The organism is Bradyrhizobium aeschynomenes (assembly GCF_013178945.1).
GTDB classification, from domain to species: Bacteria; Pseudomonadota; Alphaproteobacteria; order Rhizobiales; family Xanthobacteraceae; genus Bradyrhizobium; species Bradyrhizobium aeschynomenes.
In genome coordinates this window covers 207,412-223,154 of record NZ_JABFDM010000003.1, presented here as the reverse complement: position 1 = coordinate 223,154, position 15,743 = coordinate 207,412, and the positions used below count along the sequence as shown (strand labels likewise).

Here is a 15,743-nt window from a genome sequence, read left to right as displayed (position 1 = left end):
GCCTCAGGTCACTACGACATCTAGCCGTGAACAGATTTCAAACCGTGAGTCGCGGCTGATTCGGACGCGGTTCGTTCCAGCCGCGTTCCGATCGTTAACAGCAGCGCTGACAGCGTCGCATTCTGGCACATCATGCGCGCGATGGTTGCGGCAGCTCGTCGAGCGGCCACTTCGGACGCTTGATCTTCCTGTACGGCAATGTCGTCACATCGCGCGCGACCACACCGGGCGCATCGACCATGATGATGTCGGCCGCAATCGGTGCGAACGATGCGCGGAAATGCTGGGCCGATTTCACGATGACGAGCTTGCGCGCCGCCGGATCGCAACCGAGCTGGGTGAAGAAGTCTTTCCCGAACGCCTGACAGCGGAACGTCGTGATCACGACCTCGACGCCATTGCACGCGATCAGCGCGCAATCGCCGAGCTTGGCCGGCGTGCCGGCCAGCCCCGTCATCACCATGTTCTCCTTCAGCGCCTTGATCTCCCAGATCGCATCGACCGGATCGCCCGACAGCGGGCCGATCTTGCCGCCGATGCGCAGCGGCAGCTTGGCGCCGACGCCGGCATCGAACGCGATGCGCACCGCGATCGGGTCCCACATCGGGCCGAGGCAGACGTTCGCGATCTTCCGGTCGAGCACGCGGCGCAGGATGAAGGTGGAATCGCCGGGCGCGCCGCCGCCGGGATTGTCGCTGGCATCGCCGAGCACGATGGTGCCGTCCTTCGCCAGCGCCTGATCGAGCGCGGCATCGACGCCGGGCATGCGCTCGGTGACGGCCTCGCGCATGCCGATCAGCTCATCCGCGAGTTGCCGCGCCAGACCTTGCGCTTTCGTGCCCTCCGGATCGGCGGCGGCGTCGCTATAGACCAGCACCTTGGTGCCCATCGCAGGCGTATCGCCCCAGCCGAAGCCGTGCACGATCGAGGCCGAGACGATGCCATCCTTGCCTTCCATCGCGGTGATGCGGTCGACGAAGCTGCGCACCGGCTCACGCGTCGTGTGCAAGGTCACGATCATGTCGGTATCGACCAGCGCCTTGCGCAGCTTCAGCCGCTTCTCGGCCAGCTCGGTGCAATGCTTCACCAGATCCTGAGCGCGCTCGAGGATGTCCGTGTGCGGATATTCCTTCCAGCAGATCAGCAGATCGGCGCTGTCCACCATCAGCTCGCTCATGTGGACATGCGGATCGAGCGTTGCGCCGATCACCACGTCGGGGCCGACGATCTCGCGTATCCGCGACAGCAGCTCGCCCTCGCAATCATCATAGCCGTCGGCGATCATCGCGCCGTGCAGCCCGATCAGCGCCATGTCGATCGGCAGCGCGGCCTTGAGATCGGCGAGGATCTGGTCGCGCAAGGTCTCGAACGCCGCGCGCGTGACGAGCCCGTTCGGCACCGCTGCGGCAACCAAGCCTTCGATCAGCGTCCACCCCTTGGACGGACCGACCTGCCGCGCCGCCCAGAGCGGCCCGCCATGCATCTGCATCTTGTCCGGATGCTGCCCTGCCGGAAAGTAGGCGCGCTCGTGAAAGGTCGCGAGCCCCGTCGGCATCGGCGCAAAGGTGTTGGTCTCGGTAGCGAGGGCGGCGGAGAAGACACGCATGAAGCAGAAGCTCTTGGTTGGCGCGATGACGATGAGGCAGCTGCAGGGGACCGCATCGCATCCGCGAGCACAAGACCGCGCGGCGGCAGGGCGCCCCGTCGCTCAGCGCATAGGCTCAAGCAGGCTGAAACGATCTCAACGTCACGTTGGGTTTTTGCGAGAGGCGGTAAAGATTCAAAGCCTCTCTGATCTTCGCGAGGTATTTGCCCGGCACGTAGCCATATAGGCAGGTCTGTTCGGACGGGCCTCGCTGTCCTGCCGGTCCGCGGACAGGTCTCAGATCAGGCCCCGGCCAAACGAACGCGTTGTACTCGCTGACGTCTACCCACGACCGATCATCGTCAAGGCCAAGCCGCTGCTTGATCGTCAAGGGAATGCCAAGTTTGGAAACATCGCTCATGGACGGCGCAGTGTGCGTGATCGGTACAACATAGACCAACCGCCCTGGGCCAATGCCAGTCTTGATGAGGACAACCAGCGACGGCCTGTCCTTCCGTCCTGATGTCTCCCCGCGCTCTTGTTCATGTTTCCAGAGAAATGAATAGCACAGGACCATTCCGACCTGTGGTTCGTCAGGAATGAACACCGCGCAACTCAGCGCTGGATGCCGGGATTCGTCTCAGGGCTCGGATCGTCCTCGTAGTCATAATCGTGCTCCGAAGGGACCTCGGCGTTGTCCATCATCGCCAAATCGGCCTCGGAAAGCTCGAGGGTCGATCCGGCTCGTCTGTAGGAAGCCCAGAGCTGATGAAAGGTCTCCGCAGACACGAGATAAATCGTCTCACGCCCCGACTGCGTGATCTGCACGGGCTCCTTGAGGGCCTGATCGTGCCAAAGGCCGAAGTCCTTTTGAACGTCTGAGGCGGCGACCGATTTACCCACTGGGACCTCCCGCACGAACCGCCATGACATTATGCGTCCGCCGGCCTTGTTTCAACGTGCCTCGAGCAATCGGCGACCGCACCATGCTTCCATGGCCAATCAGCTTCGCACGGACTGATCCTCGATCGCCTTGATCGCGACCACCGCGACCTGCGTCAGCGCCTCGCGATCGGCGCCGGAGGACGCCATCACGCTCATGCCGGTGATCACGGCGGAGACGTAGCGCGCGAGCGCGGCAGGGTCGGCGCTGTCAGCGAGATCGCCCTCCTCCTTCGCGCGCTCGAAGCGATGCCGGAGCTGCTCCTCGGTTTTGGCGCGGCGCGCGGCCAGTTCGAACGGCACGTTGGCCGAGCCGGAGCCGCAGGCGAGACCGCCTTGCACCAAAAGGCATCCGGGCGGATTGGACGGGTCGGTCTGCTTCTCGGCGACGCCCATCAGCATGCGCGACGTGACCTCGCGCGCGGTCGGAGCACTCAGCACCTCCGCCATCCAGGCCTCGCCGCGCAGGGTGTAGCGGTCGAGCGCAGCCTTGAGCAGGGCCTCCTTGCTGCCGAACGCGGCATAGAGGCTCGGCGGATTGATGCCCATGGCGTCGGTGAGCTGGGCGATGGTCGCGCCCTCATAGCCGTGGCGCCAGAACACCTCCATCGCCTGATCCAGCGCGGTGTCGCGATCGAAATTGCGGGGCCGTCCGACGCCCATCGTGCAAAACTCCTGTTTTCGTCTCCGCCCCGACTGTTTTTTATCTATTTGCGATTCCTAGCCATTTCTTTGATCTGCCGCAGCCGCCAAAGTTCCGTCTAGGATTTTCGTAGCATCCGTTACATAAGTCTCTTGCGAACGAGTTGCCAGCGCCACATTTGTAGCGAGCACTACAAATTTGGAGCGCGACAATGCCTTCGCCCGAACCAAGTTCCCCCGGCCGCCTGAAGCGGTGGCTGAGCACCGTTGCCGTCGTCGGCGTGGTGATTGCCGCCGGCTCCTATGCCGGCACCCGTTACTTCCATTTCAACCCCGTGCCGCAGGCCGCCCACGCCGCCGCGCCGGAGCAGGCCGTCCCCGTGACGGTCTCCGTCATCGAGCCGCGCAAGGCGAGCCTGTGGGACGAGTTCTCCGGCCGGCTCGAAGCGGTCGAGCGGGTCGAGGTTCGGCCGCGCGTCGCCGGCGCCATTCTCGCCACCAATTTCACCGAGGGCTCCCTGGTGAAGGCCGGCGACGTGCTGTTCAAGATCGATCCCGCGCCCTACGCCGCCGAGGTCGACCGCGCCCAGGCGCAGCTCGAAGCCGCCCGCGCCCGCGCGTCCTTCGCGGCCAATGAACTCGAGCGCGGCGCGCAGCTGGTCGGCAGCTCGATCGTCACCAAGCGCGACTTCGACCAGCGCGACAACGGCAATCGCGAGGCGATCGCCAACGTCAAGGCGGCGGAAGCCGCACTCCAGGCGGCCAAGCTCAATCTCGACTACACGCAGGTGCGCGCGCCGGTCGACGGCCGCGTCGGCCGCATCGAGGTCACCGTCGGCAACCTCGTCGCGGCCGGCTCGGCCTCGCCGGTGCTGACCAATCTCGTCTCCGTCAATCCGATCTATGCGAGCTTCGACGCCACCGAGGACGTCGTGCTGCGCGCGCTCGCCGTCTTGGCCGACGCCTCCGGCAAGCGCGGCAATCTCGACCGCATCCCCGTGGAGATGACGACCTCGGGTGGCGCCACCGCGTCCGGCCATATCCAGCTGATCGACAACCAGGTGCAGGGCCAGAGCGGGACGATCCGCGTCCGCGCCGTGTTCAAGAACGAGGACGGAAAGCTGATCCCCGGCCAGTTCGCCCGCGTCCGCATGGGCCAGCCGCAACAGCAATCCCTCGTGCTGCTCGACGAACGCGCCATCGGCACCGACCAGGACAAGAAGTTCGTGATGGTCGTCGGCGACGACGAGCGCGCGGTCTACCGCCCGGTGACGCTCGGCGGAAGTGTCGAGGGCTTGCGGATCATCTCGGAGGGGCTGAAGCCCGGCGAGCGCGTCGTCGTCAACGGCCTGCAGCGCGTGCGACCGGGCGCACTGCTGAAGACGCAGGTCGCGGCGATGGGCGCGCGGGATCGGGCTGACGCGAAACAGCTGGCGCAGCGCTAGTCATGGTCAGCGAAGCCGCAGCCCAGGGTTCGGTGCACCCTCTCCCCTTGTGGGAGAGGGTGGCGGCCATGAGCGCAGCGAAATGGACGCCGGGTGAGGGGTCTGCCTCCGCGGAAACAGACCCCTCACCCGGCATGATCGAGCTTCGCTCGATCATGCCACCCTCTCCCACAAGGGGAGAGGGTGCACCGCCGCCGCGGCTGCTACCGCGTCCCTAAACGCGATCCAGCTCAATGCGCAAATCTATTAGTTCGATGCGGGACCTCCCATGAACCTCTCCAAATTCTTCATCGACCGGCCGATCTTCGCAGGCGTGCTGTCGACGCTCATTTTCCTCGGCGGCCTCATCGCCCTGTTCTCCATGCCGATCTCGGAATATCCCGACGTCGTGCCGCCCTCCGTGGTGGTGCGCGCCACCTATCCCGGCGCCAATCCGAAGGTGATCGCCGAGACGGTGGCGACGCCGATCGAGGAGCAGATCAACGGCGTCGAGAACATGCTCTATATGAGCAGCCAGGCGACCACCGACGGCGCGATGACGCTCACCGTCACCTTCAAGCTCGGGACCGATCCGGACAAGGCGACGCAGCTGGTGCAGAATCGCGTCCAGCAGGCCGAGCCGCGGCTGCCGGCTGTCGTGCGCCAGCTCGGTGTCATCACCAAGAAGAGCTCGCCCGACCTCACCATGGTCGTTCATTTGAACTCGCCGAACGGCCGCTACGACACGACCTATTTGCGCAACTACGCGGTGCTCAACGTCAAGGACCGGCTGGCGCGCATCGACGGCGTCGGCGACGTGCAGCTGTTCGGCGCCGGCGACTATTCGATGCGGGTGTGGGTCGATCCGCAGAAGGCCGCCGAGCACGGCCTCTCGGCCTCCGACATCGTCAAGGCGATCCAGGCGCAGAACGTCGAGGCCGCGGCGGGCGTGGTCGGCGCATCGCCGAACGTCAAGGGCCTCGACCTGCAGCTCTCGGTCAATGCCGAGGGCCGCCTCTCCAACGAGGACCAGTTCGCCGACATCGTGGTCAAGACGGGCGCCCATGGCGAGGTCACGCGGCTGCGCGACGTCGCGCGGATCGAGCTCGGCGCGTCCGAATACGGCCTGCGCTCGCTGCTCGACAACAAGCAGGCGGTGGCGATCCCGATCTTCCAGGCGCCCGGCTCCAACGCGCTGCAGATCTCCGACAACGTCCGCGCCACCATGGCCGAGATCAAGAAGACGATGCCCGAAGGCGTCGAGTATCACATCGTCTATGACCCGACCCAGTTCGTGCGCTCCTCGATCGAGGCGGTCGTGCACACGCTGTTCGAGGCGATCGTGCTGGTCGTGATCGTCGTCATCCTGTTCCTGCAGACCTGGCGCGCCTCGATCATCCCGCTGCTGGCGGTGCCCGTGTCGATCGTCGGCACCTTCGCGGTGATGCATCTGTTCGGCTTCTCGATCAACGCGCTCAGCCTGTTCGGCCTGGTGCTCGCGATCGGCATCGTCGTCGACGACGCCATCGTCGTGGTCGAGAATGTCGAGCGCAACATCGAATCGGGGCTGTCGCCGCGCGACGCCACCTATCAGGCGATGCGCGAGGTGTCCGGCCCGATCATCGCGATCGCGCTGGTGCTGGTCGCCGTGTTCGTGCCGCTGGCCTTCATCTCCGGCCTCACGGGTCAGTTCTACAAGCAGTTCGCGCTGACGATCGCGATCTCCACGGTGATCTCGGCCGTCAACTCGCTGACCCTGTCGCCGGCGCTGTCGGCACTGCTGCTCAAGGGCCATCACGACCCGAAGGACCGTCTGACCCGCGTCCTCGACAAGTCGCTCGGCTGGTTCTTCCGCGGCTTCAACCGCGCCTTCGTCCGCGCCTCCGACAATTACAGCGGCAGCGTCTCCCGCGTGATCGGCGGCAAGGCCGCCGTCATGATCCTGTATGTGCTGCTGATCGGCGCCACCGCCTTCCTGTTCAAGCAGGTGCCGGGCGGCTTCGTGCCGGGCCAGGACAAGCAGTATCTTGTCGGCTTCGCCCGCCTGCCCGACGGCGCCACGCTCGATCGCTCCGAGGAGGTGATCCGCAAGATGAGCGACATCGCGCTGACGCAGCCCGGTGTCGAGAGCTCGATCGCCTTTCCCGGCCTGTCGATCTCCGGCTTCACCAACTCCTCCAACGCCGGCATCGTGTTCTCCGGGCTGAAGCCGTTCGACGAGCGCAAGGATCCGTCGCTGTCGGGCGGCGCGATCGCTCTCGAGCTCAACAAGAAATACGCAGGCATCCAGGACGCCTTCATCGCGATGTTCCCGCCGCCGCCGGTCAACGGCTTGGGCACGATCGGCGGCTTCAAGCTGCAGATCGAGGACCGCGCCGGCCGCGGCTACGAGGCCTTGAACGACGTCACCACCGCCTTCATGGGCGCCTTGCAGAAGTCGCCCGAGATCGCCGGCGCGTTTTCGAGCTTCCAGGTCAACGTGCCGCAATTGTTCGCCGACATCGACCGCACCAAGGCGCTGCAGCTCGGCGTCCCCGTCACGGAGGTGTTCAACACGCTGCAGATCTACCTCGGCTCGTACTACGTGAACGACTTCAACAAGTTCGGCCGCACCTATTCGGTGCGCGTGCAGGCCGACGCGCCGTTCCGCGCCCGCGCCGACGACATCCGCCAGCTCAAGGTCCGTTCGGCTTCGGGCGAGATGGTGCCGCTGTCGGCGCTGCTCAACGTCCGGCAGAGCGCCGGGCCTGAGCGCGCGATCCGCTACAACGGCTTCCTGTCGTCGGACATCAACGCGGCGGCGGCGCCGGGCTTCTCGTCGGGGCAGGCGCAGGCGGCGGCCGAGAAGATCGCGGCCGAGGTGCTGCCTCCTGGATTTGCCTTCGAATGGACCGACCTGACCTATCAGGAGTTCATCGCCGGCAACTCCGGACTGTGGGTGTTTCCGCTCGCGATCCTGCTGGTCTTCCTGGTGCTGGCCGCGCTCTATGAGAGCCTGACTCTGCCACTGGCGATCCTGATGATCGTGCCGATGGCGCTGCTCGCGGCGATGGCCGGCGTCTACGTCTCGAAGGGCGACAACAACATCTTCACCCAGATCGGCCTGATCGTGCTCGTCGGCCTCTCCGCCAAGAACGCGATCCTGATCGTCGAATTCGCGCGCGAGCTCGAATTCGCCGGCCGCACGCCGCTGCGCGCCGCGATCGAGGCCAGCCGGCTCAGGTTGCGGCCGATCCTGATGACGTCGATGGCGTTTATCATGGGCGTGCTGCCGCTGGTGCTGTCGACCGGCGCCGGCTCGGAGATGCGGCGCGCGATGGGGGTCGCGGTGTTCTCCGGCATGATCGGCGTCACCGTGTTCGGCCTGTTCCTGACGCCCGTGTTCTACGTGCTGCTGCGGACGCTGACAGGAATGAGGCCGCTCGTCCAGCATGGCGGCCACGGCACCGTGGCGGCCCAACCCGCGGAGTAAACGCCTATGTGAACAGGCGTGATGTCGTCCGCCGCGAAACGCAATCGTCTCTTCTCACGTAGAGGCAAGTGACAGTCGGCGTCCTCATCACGGCTCCCCAGATGATCCGGTGCACGATCAATTCTGCAAAACTGTGAACCGGATCACAGACCAGCGCAGCGCGATGGAGGACGCCAACTCCAGCACGTTGCGCGACCCGGCGGCCTGTCCCGCACCAGGCCGCCGGGTCATTTGACGACAAGGAGTTGCAACATGGATTTTTTGAATCACCTGGTCGCAGCCCGGCTGATGAAGACGGCCGAAGGTTTTCAGCGGATCGGCGCGCATCGTGGTTTTCGCCGTTTGTCCGGCCCGGGCAGCGCCGCTGCCAGCTCACGCCCCGCGGTCGGCCTGGTCGTCGACAATTCGGCAGCGCGCGATCCGGCATTGACGCAGATCTGCCCGGAGCGCGATGGCTGCGGCACCGGCCTGTAGTCGCGTGCCGCGCCGCCGCGCATCAATGGCCGGCCGTGATGGCCGCTACGCCGGGACGGCTCAGGGGCGCTTGCATCCGGCGCGATCGAGCATGTCCCTGACGATCAAGGGCGTCGCCGGCGTCTCCGCCGCGTCCTTCCCTGCGGCAGCGGAATTGAGCGCCTGACCGGCCTGCGCGGCACTCAAGTTCAACGACGTCCGGCAGGTCGCGCGCCCCATGCTGGCGACTGCGCCGGCGGCTTCGCCGACGCCGGCAAGGTAGGCGGTGAGGACCTGCTGGGCCGTCGGGTCGGTCGGCGCCTTCTCCAGCATCTGAACCACCTGGGCCACCGATATCAGGCCGCGAGAGGTGGATGGCGCTGCGCTGGATGGGGACATCGTCACAACAGCAGACGCGACGGCGACGAACGCTATGGCCAGTTTGGCCAGAAAACGAGACATGAGTTGGCTCCTGAGTGAACGGCCCATCTGTCGATCGAAAATAAATTATTGTCAAACGATAATTCTTGGACCAAGCTGTCGATGGATCGTCGAGAGACCGTCAACAACAGGGGGACCTTCGACCATGACCCATTCAGCAGAGACTTTCGGCACAACGGCCGCGCGCCACAGGCGCAGCCATCGTATTCGCCGGCTCAGCCAGCTGATGGCGGCGGGCTGTCTCGTCACCTCCGGGCTGCTCGCCACGGCAATGGTGCTCTACTGGGCCTTGACGCCCACGCCGACGCTGTTCAGCCACGCCGGAATTCCGAATGCGCCCGCGACCGAGATCAGCTTGTCGACACGGGCCTTCGCGTTCGGAATCGCCATGGTCCCGCTGGGAACGCTGATCTGGGGCCTGCTGAGCGGACGTCGCTGCTTCAACGCCTTCGCCGCCGGCCGCATCTTCTCGCGGGACTCGATCCAACAGCTCAAGGCGTTTGCGACCGCCGTCGCGGCATCCGCGCTGTTGAAACCGCTGGCCGGCGCAGCGCTGTCCGTCGTCCTGAGCCTGCCACAGCCGACCGGTTCGAAGACTCTCGCGTTGAGCATGGGATCGGATACGCTGATCGCTCTGATTTTCGCAGGGACGGTCGCAGTCATCGCCTGGGTGATGACGGAGGCGCTGGAGATCGCCGACGAAAACAAACAGTTCGTCTGAAGGACAGGACATGCCGATCCGAGTGCGGTTGGGCGTGATGCTCGCCGAGCGCAATGTGAAGTCCAAAGACCTCGCCGAATATGTCGGGATCACGGAGGCCAACCTCTCCCTTCTCAAACAAGGCAAGGTGAAGGGTGTGCGCTTCGAGACCCTCGAGCGGATCTGCCGGTTTCTGGGCTGCCAACCCGGAGACCTCTTGAGATATGAGGAGGCGCCGTCGGCCGAGACGGACATCGGGTGACACCACAACCGCGATAGCTGCTGATCACGACGGCCGGACCCGCACTCGCGCGAAGCGGACGGGCCGCCGCGCGGCGGCCTGCCACGAGAGGCTGGCGCGCCCGCGCGTCGCCGCAACGCCGCTGATGCAGTGCATGAACGCCAAAATAGCATCATGTGACGATCAAAACTCGCGCTTGCCACGGCTTGGTCCAGCCGATAGCTTTTTTGAACCTTTCAAGCGCCTGGGATTATCGAGCATGTTTTGTCTGCGGACCACCTCCACGACGGCAACTGTGTCGAACACGACGGATCGGACGGCCAGAGGCGCAGCCGCAACCGTGTCGAAGACGGCGCTGGTGGCCGCAGCCGCGATGCTCGGCGTGATCGCCTCGGCGCAGGCGCGCGATCTCACCGTGGTGTCGTGGGGCGGCAACTATCAGGATGCGCAGCGCAAGATCTACTTCCAGCCGTTCGCCGCCAAGCTCGGCGCCACCGTGCTGGACGAGAGCTGGGACGGCGGCTATGGCGTGCTGCAGGCCAAGGTGAAGGCGGGCGTGCCGAACTGGGATGCGGTGCAGGTCGAGGCCGAAGAGCTCGAGCTCGGCTGCAGCGACGGCATCTATGAGAAGATCGACTGGAGCAAACTCGGCGGCAAGGACGGCTTCATCCCGGCCGGCGTCAGCGATTGCGGCGTCGGCGCCATCGTCTGGTCCACCGGCATGGCGTTCGACGGCGACAAGATCAAGGACGGGCCGAAGACCTGGGCGGATTTCTGGGACACCAAGAAGTTTCCGGGCAAGCGCGGCCTGCGCAAGGGCGCCAAGTACACGCTCGAATTCGCGCTGATGGCCGATGGCGTACCGACGGCCGACGTCTACAAGGTGCTGAAGACCAAGGAGGGCGTCGAGCGCGCCTTCAAGAAGCTCGATGCGCTCAAAGCCGACATCGTCTGGTGGGAGGCCGGCGCGCAGCCGCTGCAACTGCTGTCATCGGGTCAGGTCGCGATGACCTCGGTCTATAACGGCCGCATCACCGCGATCAATCGCACCGAGGGCAAGCATTTCGGCTTCGTCTTCCCGGGCAGCATCTATGCCGTCGACAGCTGGGTGGTGCTGAAGGGCTCGCCGAACAAGGACGCCGCGATGAACTTCATCGCGTTCGCGAGCCAGGCGGAGAACCAGGCCAAGCTGCCGGAATACATCGCCTACGGCCTGCCGAACATCGCCGCCGCCAAGCTGGTGCCGGAGAAGTACGCCGCGGAGCTGCCGACCACGCCGGACAATCTGAAGCAGGCGATCGCGCTCGACGTCGGCTTCTGGACCGACAATTCGGAAGAGCTGTCGAAGCGCTTCAACGCCTGGCTGGCGCGCTAACTCCGCCGAATACCTCGGACGCACGATCTTCGCATCGTGCGTCCACCTCACGTGCAAGCGTAACGGCGTGATCGGCGCCGAAAGCCAGCGTTCATGGACAGCCCCTTCATTTCGTTCCGGCAGGTGGTCAAGCGCTTCGGCCCGCTGACCGTCGTCGACCATCTCGATCTCGACATCACCAGAGGCGAGTTCATCGCCCTGCTCGGCCCCTCCGGCTCCGGCAAGACCACGCTGCTGATGATGCTCGCCGGCTTCGAGCAGGCGACGAGCGGTTCGATCGAGGTCGGCGGCGTCAGGGTCGACGGCCTGCCGCCTCACAAGCGCAACATGGGCGTGGTGTTCCAGAACTACGCGCTGTTTCCGCATATGAGCGTGCGCGACAACATCGCCTTTCCCTTGAAGATGCGCAACACGCCGAAGGCCGAGATCGCCACGCGCGTGGCCCGCGTGCTCGACATGGTCAAGCTCTCCGCCATGGCCGAGCGCAAGCCGGCGCAGCTCTCCGGCGGCCAGCAGCAGCGCGTCGCGCTGGCGCGGGCGCTGGTGTTCGAGCCGCAGGTCGTGCTCATGGACGAGCCGCTCGGCGCACTCGACAAGAAGCTGCGCGAGCAGATGCAGCTCGACATTCGCGACCTGCACCGCCGGCTCGGCCTGACCATCGTGTTCGTCACCCACGACCAGGACGAGGCGCTGACGATGTCCGACCGCATCGCCGTGTTCAACCACGGCAGGATCGAGCAGATCGGCACGCCGCGCGAGATCTACGAACTGCCGCGCACGCCGTTCGTCGCCGAGTTCATCGGCGAGACCAATCTGCTGTCGTGCAAGGTGGAGGAGCAGGCCGGCGAAACGGTCCGGCTGACGACGGACGGCGGGCTCACGCTGTCGGCGCATGCCGGCGCTGCCGGCATCGACGGCGGCAAGGTGCGGGTTTCGATCCGCCCGGAAGCGATCCGGATCAACGATCACGCCGCCGCGACGGCGAACCGCCTGACCGCGCGCATCCTCGACGCCGTCTATTTCGGCGATCACATGCGGCTCGTGGCTTCGGTCGGCGAGCAGCGGCTGATCATCAAGGGGGACCGCACCAGCGAGGCGGCGGAGGTCGGTCGCGAGGTCGCGTTGTCTTTTGCTGCCTCGGATGTCTGGGTGGTGGGATCATGCGACCAGACCTCAGCCACCGCCTGAAGGCGGCCCTGCTGCTGGCGCCGCTGCTGGCGTTCATGCTGTCGTTCTTCGTCGTGCCGCTGGTGACGATGATGAAGTCGGCGGTGTCGGATCCCGTTGCGACCGAGGCGTTGCCGCGCACGGCACGCGCATTGTCCGGCTGGAATCGCACGGACACGCCGCCGTCATCCGCTCAGACGGCCTTTGCCGACGATATCCGCGCGCTGAAGAATGACGAGCAGTTCGGCGACCTCGTCCGCCGCCTCAACAGCGCGCAATCCGGCTTCCGCAGCCTGCTCGGCAAGACCCGGCGCGCGCTCGACGGCAGCAGTGCAACGGATCTCGCAAGCATCGACGCGCGCTGGAGCGAGACGTCCTGGTGGGTGACCATCGCCGAGGCCGTCGCCTCGCCCTGGACCGACAAGAACCTGCTCGCCGCCATCGATCTCGAGCGCGATGCTGCCGGCAGTATCACTGCAATGCCCGAGGGCGCCTCGGCCAACCGACTGATCATGATCCGGACCTTCGTGACGTCAGCGCTGGTGACGTTCGCCTGCATCCTGATCGGCCTGCCCTATGCGATGGTGGCGGCCTCGGTCGAAGGCTGGCGCCGCCAGGTCCTTCTCGGCGCCGTGCTGCTGCCGCTATGGACCTCGCTCCTGGTGCGCACCGCCGCCTGGTATGTCGTGCTGCAGGATAACGGCCTGATCAACGCGACCTTGAAGGGCCTCGGCCTGACGTCCGGCCCGATCCCGCTGATGTTCAACCGGCTGGGCGTGGTCATCGCGATGACGCATGTGCTGCTGCCGTTCATGGTGCTGCCGATCTTCAGCGTGCTGATCGCGATCCCACGCAATTTGATGCCGGCGGCGGCTTCGCTCGGCGCGCATCCGCTGCGCGCCTTCCTTCATGTGCTGCTGCCGCTTTCGATGCGCGGCGTCGTCTCCGGCGCCCTGCTCGTGTTCATGGCCGCGCTCGGCTACTACATCACCCCCGCGCTGATCGGCGGCGCCAACGACCAGATGATCTCGTCGGTGATCGCCTATTACGCCACCGGCGCCGCGAACTGGGGCATGGCCGGCGCGCTCGGTCTGGTGCTGCTGGCAATGACCATCCTGCTCTACGCCGTCTACATGCGGCTGACGGTCGAGGAGCAGCGCGCATGAGGCCGTTGCCGATCATCAAGCTCATATTCGCGTCGTTCGTGGTGATCTTCCTGCTCGGGCCGCTGGTCGCCGTGCTGCCGCTGTCGCTGACCGACAGCGTCTTCCTCAACTATCCCATATCAGGCTATTCGACGCGCTGGTTCAAGGAGCTCGTCACCGCCGAGTCCTGGCGGCTGTCGATCGTGAACAGCCTGCTGATCGGCTCCGGCACCACGGTGCTCGCCACCCTGCTCGGCACGCTCGCCGCACTCGGCCTGCGCGGCAAGCGCGCGTCGCTGCTGGTCTCGACATTGCGAACGGTGTTCCTGCTGCCGATGGTCGTGCCGGCGGTGGTGCTCGGCGTCGGCATGCAGCTGATGTTCGCGCGCTACGGCCTCACCAACACCTATCTCGGCGTCATCATCGCCCACACCGTCGTGGCCGTGCCGTTCGTGCTGGTCAACGTCTCCTCGGCTTTGCAGGGCGTCGATGTCAGGCTGGAGCAGGCCGCCGCCAGCCTCGGCGCCGCGCCGCCGACGGTGCTGTTCTCGGTAACGCTTCCCATTGCCCTACCGGGAATCATCTCCGGCGCGCTGTTCGCCTTCGCCACCTCGCTCGACGAGGTCGTGCTGACCCTGTTCGTCGCCGGCCCCAACCAGCGCACGCTGGCGCGACAGATGTTCGCCACCATCCGCGAGAACATCAGCCCGGCGATCGTCTCGGCCGCCGCGGTGTTCATCGTCGGCACGATCGTGCTGTCGCTCGCGATGCTGGCGATCCGGCGGCGGATGGCGTGACGCGCGGCGTGCACGTAAGGCAATTGGGTTACTCGTCATGCCCGGGCTTGTCCCGGGCATCCACGTCCTTCCGCGAGGCCCGATGTGGATGGCCGGGACAAGCCCGGCCATGACGTTGTGGAGAGAGTCGAGCATATCTCGCGATTGAGTGCCCTACCCCGCCTTCACGTATTTCCGCCAGTCGTGCTCCTCCTTGAACCCGAGCACCTCGCGCGCCTTGCGGTTGGACAGCGGCGCCTCGCGTTCGCCGAGCTCGCGCGTTACGGGGACATTCGGGCAATAGCGCCGCAGCAGTTCGCGCGTCGGCATGTTGGCCGTGACCGTGTCGTTCACCGCGTTGAACACCTGGAAGCCGAGCCCGTCCTTCTGGATCGCCAGATGCACGATCTCGCCGAGGTCGCGGGCATCGATGTACGACCACGCATTGCGCTTGCGCGACGGCGGGTCGGCGAGGAAGCGCGGGAACATGTCATATTCATGCGGCTCGATGACATTGCCGATGCGCAAGCAGTAGATGTCGATGCCGTAGCGCATCGCAAACGCGCGAGCCGTCTTCTCGTTGACGACCTTCGAAAGCCCGTAGGAGTCCATCGGGTCGGTGTCGTAATCCTCCTCGAGCGGAAAGCTCTTGAAGTCCTTGTCGCCCTCCGCGAAGCACACGCCATAGGTGGTCTCGCTGGAGGCAATGATGATCTTGCGCACGCCGAGCTTGGCCGCGGCCTCGATGACGTTGTAGGTGCTGATCGTGTTGACGCGAAAAGTCTCGTTGTCGGGCTCGATCAGCACCCGCGGGATCGCGGCGAAATGCACCACCGCATCCGGCGCCTGTGCGGGCCGGCCGGCCGCAAAGCCGCCGCGGCCGAAATGCGTGGTCAGCGCATTGAAGGCCTGGCCGCTGTCGGCAAGATCGGCGATCAGCGTATTGATGCCGGGATGATCGAACGGCTCGAGGTCGACATTGAGGAGCTCGTAGCCCTTGCTCTGCAGATGCGGCAGGGCATGCCTTCCGGCCTTGCCCGTTCCCCCGGTGAACACCACGCGCTTGGCTGTCATGTGTTTCCTCATCCCTGCTGTTCTGTATCGTTCAGCGCTTCTACCAGCTTCTGCAACGTCCGCTCCATAGGAACTCTCCGGCAATGACGCTCCGCGGATCCACCTCGGGCGCGATCGTACGTTCGTCGTGCTCACGCCCACGGATGCACGTTGCCAGCCGTCTCTACATTCCCCGCTTCCTGTGTTGTCCTACCCGCGTCTGCGTGACTTGCTGATGAGTCTCGTTCGCAAAATTTTTCGGCCCAGCGTAGCCAAAGTTCCCATTCTGAGATAGGTATTATGGTGCGGTCACAATGTATAGGGACG

General features: G+C 65.3%; 15 protein-coding genes. 9 read left to right on the top strand and 6 right to left on the bottom strand.

Features of this window, described 5'->3' with window-relative positions; translation table 11 throughout:
* Positions 1-130: 130 nt before the first annotated feature.
* The 4 genes from HL666_RS09985 to HL666_RS09970 all read right to left on the bottom strand — a co-directional run bounded on the left by HL666_RS09985 (position 131) and on the right by HL666_RS09970 (position 3,190).
* Complete coding sequence (locus HL666_RS09985; RefSeq protein ID WP_172113254.1) at positions 131-1,606, bottom strand: M81 family metallopeptidase; 1,476 nt, start codon at positions 1,604-1,606, stop codon at positions 131-133.
* A 115-nt stretch (positions 1,607-1,721) separates the two neighbouring features.
* On the bottom strand, positions 1,722-2,192 hold the full coding sequence (locus HL666_RS09980) for a hypothetical protein (protein WP_172113253.1): 471 nt from the start codon (positions 2,190-2,192) through the stop codon (positions 1,722-1,724).
* Between the two features lie 8 nt (positions 2,193-2,200).
* Positions 2,201-2,488: a type II toxin-antitoxin system Phd/YefM family antitoxin gene (locus HL666_RS09975; RefSeq protein WP_210261842.1), complete on the bottom strand. Its 288-nt coding sequence runs from the start codon at positions 2,486-2,488 to the stop codon at positions 2,201-2,203.
* A 99-nt stretch (positions 2,489-2,587) separates the two neighbouring features.
* Positions 2,588-3,190 (bottom strand): TetR/AcrR family transcriptional regulator, encoded by a 603-nt coding sequence (locus tag HL666_RS09970; RefSeq protein ID WP_172113251.1) that lies wholly within the window; start codon positions 3,188-3,190, stop codon positions 2,588-2,590.
* A gap of 191 nt (positions 3,191-3,381) precedes the next feature.
* On the opposite strand from HL666_RS09970, the gene HL666_RS09965 reads away from it, so the two are divergent.
* The 3 genes from HL666_RS09965 (at position 3,382) to HL666_RS09955 (ending at position 8,539) form a co-directional block, all read left to right on the top strand.
* The gene (locus tag HL666_RS09965; protein WP_172181205.1) at positions 3,382-4,614 is read left to right on the top strand and encodes an efflux RND transporter periplasmic adaptor subunit; all 1,233 of its coding nucleotides are present in this window, start codon (positions 3,382-3,384) and stop codon (positions 4,612-4,614) included.
* Between the two features lie 268 nt (positions 4,615-4,882).
* Positions 4,883-8,065: an efflux RND transporter permease subunit gene (locus HL666_RS09960; protein WP_172181203.1), complete on the top strand. Its 3,183-nt coding sequence runs from the start codon at positions 4,883-4,885 to the stop codon at positions 8,063-8,065.
* Between the two features lie 252 nt (positions 8,066-8,317).
* On the top strand, positions 8,318-8,539 hold the full coding sequence (locus HL666_RS09955) for a hypothetical protein (RefSeq protein WP_172113248.1): 222 nt from the start codon (positions 8,318-8,320) through the stop codon (positions 8,537-8,539).
* 60 nt (positions 8,540-8,599) lie between these two features.
* Here HL666_RS09955 and HL666_RS09950 read toward each other — a convergent pair whose 3' ends face one another.
* Positions 8,600-8,980 (bottom strand): chlorophyllide reductase, encoded by a 381-nt coding sequence (locus HL666_RS09950; protein ID WP_172181201.1) that lies wholly within the window; start codon positions 8,978-8,980, stop codon positions 8,600-8,602.
* On the opposite strand from HL666_RS09950, the gene HL666_RS09945 reads away from it, so the two are divergent.
* The 6 genes from HL666_RS09945 to HL666_RS09920 all read left to right on the top strand — a co-directional run bounded on the left by HL666_RS09945 (position 8,979) and on the right by HL666_RS09920 (position 14,384).
* Positions 8,979-9,680, top strand: coding sequence for a DUF2975 domain-containing protein (locus HL666_RS09945; RefSeq protein ID WP_246741510.1), 702 nt, complete (start codon positions 8,979-8,981; stop codon positions 9,678-9,680). The genes HL666_RS09950 and HL666_RS09945 overlap by 2 nt on opposite strands.
* Before the next feature lie 10 nt (positions 9,681-9,690).
* Complete coding sequence (locus HL666_RS09940) at positions 9,691-9,921, top strand: helix-turn-helix domain-containing protein (protein WP_172113245.1); 231 nt, start codon at positions 9,691-9,693, stop codon at positions 9,919-9,921.
* A gap of 352 nt (positions 9,922-10,273) precedes the next feature.
* Entirely contained in the window at positions 10,274-11,275 is a 1,002-nt protein-coding gene (locus HL666_RS09935) for an ABC transporter substrate-binding protein (RefSeq protein WP_172132394.1), read from the top strand.
* Positions 11,276-11,368: 93 nt separating this feature from the next.
* Entirely contained in the window at positions 11,369-12,463 is a 1,095-nt protein-coding gene (locus HL666_RS09930) for an ABC transporter ATP-binding protein (RefSeq protein ID WP_172181197.1), read from the top strand.
* Between the two features lie 35 nt (positions 12,464-12,498).
* Positions 12,499-13,608: an ABC transporter permease gene (locus tag HL666_RS09925; RefSeq protein ID WP_172181748.1), complete on the top strand. Its 1,110-nt coding sequence runs from the start codon at positions 12,499-12,501 to the stop codon at positions 13,606-13,608.
* Entirely contained in the window at positions 13,605-14,384 is a 780-nt protein-coding gene (locus tag HL666_RS09920; protein ID WP_172181195.1) for an ABC transporter permease, read from the top strand. Before HL666_RS09925 ends, HL666_RS09920 begins: the two co-directional genes overlap by 4 nt.
* Positions 14,385-14,537: 153 nt before the next feature.
* On the opposite strand, the gene HL666_RS09915 is transcribed toward HL666_RS09920, so the two are convergent.
* The gene (locus HL666_RS09915; protein ID WP_172181193.1) at positions 14,538-15,437 is read right to left on the bottom strand and encodes an NAD-dependent epimerase/dehydratase family protein; all 900 of its coding nucleotides are present in this window, start codon (positions 15,435-15,437) and stop codon (positions 14,538-14,540) included.
* Positions 15,438-15,743 lie beyond the last annotated feature (306 nt).

What these genes read in the sequence shown, in the direction of transcription:
- HL666_RS09985 (WP_172113254.1), bottom strand. Translation starts at nt 1,606, where the DNA reads ATGCGTGTCTTCTCCGCCGCCCTCGCTACCGAGACCAACACCTTTGCG.
- HL666_RS09970 (WP_172113251.1), bottom strand. Translation starts at nt 3,190, where the DNA reads ATGGGCGTCGGACGGCCCCGCAATTTCGATCGCGACACCGCGCTGGAT.
- HL666_RS09965 (WP_172181205.1), top strand. Translation starts at nt 3,382, where the DNA reads ATGCCTTCGCCCGAACCAAGTTCCCCCGGCCGCCTGAAGCGGTGGCTG.
- HL666_RS09960 (WP_172181203.1), top strand. Translation starts at nt 4,883, where the DNA reads ATGAACCTCTCCAAATTCTTCATCGACCGGCCGATCTTCGCAGGCGTG.
- HL666_RS09955 (WP_172113248.1), top strand. Translation starts at nt 8,318, where the DNA reads ATGGATTTTTTGAATCACCTGGTCGCAGCCCGGCTGATGAAGACGGCC.
- HL666_RS09945 (WP_246741510.1), top strand. Translation starts at nt 8,979, where the DNA reads ATGAGTTGGCTCCTGAGTGAACGGCCCATCTGTCGATCGAAAATAAAT.
- HL666_RS09950 (WP_172181201.1), bottom strand. Translation starts at nt 8,980, where the DNA reads ATGTCTCGTTTTCTGGCCAAACTGGCCATAGCGTTCGTCGCCGTCGCG.
- HL666_RS09940 (WP_172113245.1), top strand. Translation starts at nt 9,691, where the DNA reads ATGCCGATCCGAGTGCGGTTGGGCGTGATGCTCGCCGAGCGCAATGTG.
- HL666_RS09935 (WP_172132394.1), top strand. Translation starts at nt 10,274, where the DNA reads ATGCTCGGCGTGATCGCCTCGGCGCAGGCGCGCGATCTCACCGTGGTG.
- HL666_RS09930 (WP_172181197.1), top strand. Translation starts at nt 11,369, where the DNA reads ATGGACAGCCCCTTCATTTCGTTCCGGCAGGTGGTCAAGCGCTTCGGC.
- HL666_RS09925 (WP_172181748.1), top strand. Translation starts at nt 12,499, where the DNA reads ATGCTGTCGTTCTTCGTCGTGCCGCTGGTGACGATGATGAAGTCGGCG.
- HL666_RS09920 (WP_172181195.1), top strand. Translation starts at nt 13,605, where the DNA reads ATGAGGCCGTTGCCGATCATCAAGCTCATATTCGCGTCGTTCGTGGTG.
- HL666_RS09915 (WP_172181193.1), bottom strand. Translation starts at nt 15,437, where the DNA reads ATGACAGCCAAGCGCGTGGTGTTCACCGGGGGAACGGGCAAGGCCGGA.